The organism is Ancylomarina sp. (genome assembly GCF_041555295.1).
Classification (GTDB): Bacteria; Bacteroidota; Bacteroidia; order Bacteroidales; family Marinifilaceae; genus Ancylomarina.
Window position 1 is genome coordinate 1 of sequence record NZ_JBFFKR010000420.1, and the last position, 2,177, is coordinate 2,177.

The 2,177-nt window shown below is 32.1% G+C and carries 2 protein-coding genes; both read right to left on the reverse strand.

Translation table 11 applies throughout. The annotated features are described in order from the left end of the window. Nucleotides 1-1,760: tetratricopeptide repeat protein (locus ABY905_RS16660; protein WP_372645919.1), on the reverse strand; the 1,760-nt coding region annotated here is incomplete at its 3' end. 263 nt (nt 1,761-2,023) lie between these two features. After that, a complete protein-coding gene (gene nadA / locus ABY905_RS16665) occupies nt 2,024-2,161 on the reverse strand; it encodes a quinolinate synthase NadA (RefSeq protein WP_372645922.1) in 138 nt (45 codons plus the stop codon). Nucleotides 2,162-2,177: the final 16 nt, after the last annotated feature.

The following is a 2,177-nucleotide window of genomic DNA, read 5'->3' on the forward strand; positions in this document are numbered from 1 at the left end:
ATGGATTTTTCTTTCGCTTTAAGTCTTTGAATTTCGATGTTTTCCTCAATAACCTCTGAAAGGTTAAATTCTATTGCTTGATGTTTGATGCTACCGAGTTGAGATTTAGCCCATTGTAATAGGTTTTCAAGTAGTGAATTCAAATTACGAGCAGATTGGTTTAAATAGCTGTTATATTCTGCAACAGTTTCTACTTCTTTTGATGAAGAGCATTCGTCGTCTATCAAATTTGAAAAACTGAGAATAGCTCCTAAAGGTGACCGTAAGTCGTGAGCAATAATCGAAAAGAATTTATCTTTAGTACTGTTGATCAATTTTAGTTTTTTGTTGGAATCCTCTAGTTTAAGATTAAAGTCTTTTATTGTCTTGTGAGCTCCAGACATTCTTCGCAAAAGGAAGATGATAATAATGAGTATCACAATAGAAATTCCAAAGCTAATAAAGTATTGATTTTTTCTTTGAATTTCTTTATCAAGATTAAGCTGTGATAATTGATTTTGGGCTTTTAGTAAGTCGTTTTCTTTTTCTTTTTTGTCTGTCTCGTACAGCGTCTGCATCTGAATAATCTCCTTTGACTTTTCAGTTTCGCTATAATCATTTCTTAGAGAATCATATTCTGCAAAGGCTTTTTGTGCCAGTTTTAATTTTCCGGTTTCAAAAAAGTATTCGGTCTGTAGTTTAGCTAAATCAAGCTGCTTTATGATTAGGTTTAGTTCTTTAGCTAACGTTTTGGCTTTTGAAAGGAAATTTGCAGCCTTCCCAAATTCTTTCTTCTTAATGTAAACTTTCGTGAGGTATTCGTAATTATAAATGGAATCAATTTTTGAGTTATTTTCTTGTGCTATAGCTAATGATGTGTTTAGAAAATAAATGGCCTGTTCATAATCACCAAGTTCATAGTTAATGGAGCCCAGATTGTGATAATTAGTTGCTAATCCAAATGTTATATCTACTGATTTTTGAAGCTCTAAGGACCTAAGGTAGTAGATCAGGGCTTTATTGTAATCTTTTAGAGCTTCGTAAATTGTACCTAAGTTATTATTAATAATAGACTGAGAGTAAATGTCCTTATTCTCTAAGGCTAATGTCAGTGCTTCGTTTAATTTAGTGAGCGAATTTTCCCATTGCTCATCAGCGCTGTATACATTTGAAATATTAATAAGGGTGTTTAGTCTTAAGTCATTAAAATTGTTTTCTTCAATGATAGTATTGGCATTTAAGAAAGCCTGAAGTGCTTTTTGTAAATTGCCTTGATCCATGTAAATGTTGCCAAGTTGATTAGATGCGAATTCTTCGTTATATGCGATTGCTTCGTGATTTGGGATATCATGTTGTTGAGCAAAACCTATCGCTTTTTTATAATGAAGTATGGTTTTATCAATTTCAGATTTGTCAGCGTAGATTAAGCCAATTAATATATGTGACCTGCTAATAAAATAAGGTTTATCTTGTCTCTCAGCGATTTCAAGTGCAGTATTGTAATGATATAATGATGAATCTAATTGTTTGTTAAATTTGAAGCTATCTCCTAAATTTTGATACGTTCTTATTAATAAACTGTCGTTGGCAATTTTTTTAGAATACTTTAATAGTCGACGAGCATAGAATGAGCTTGAATCAGTATTTGTTTTTTCGTGTTTTTTAAATTGTTCTTGTAAATGGTCAGTAATGGAATCCTTTGTTTTATCATCTGTTGAAAAGCCAAAGCTGGGCCAGCAGAGTAATAAAATTAGGAGTATGGGGGTGTTTAATTTAGACATATATAAGTCTTGGGATATGGTTAAGTTGATATAGTTGTGCATTAAAAATCAATACCTTGAAGCTGTTTTTTTTTATGCCGACTAAAGATATGATTTTCTATACGAAATAGGTTGTAATATCAATAAGAATAGTTCTAAATAGGTTAGTGAGGTAAGAGATTAAGCTTTTTGTTATGACTGAGGTAGATAGGTTGATTTTTGTTCTCGATGTGTTTTATGTACATAAAAAAAAGCCTTGTCGTATTTGACAAGGCTTAGTGTATTTATCCAATCTCCAACATTCTGTTTATTGAGAGCTGAGCTTTTTTTATGATCTCAGGATCTATCTCAACGCGGTATTGCTCATGAAGCAGTGCTTCGTATAAGCCTTGTAGCGTTACTTTTTTCATGGAACTACAGATAACTTTGGGATGAACC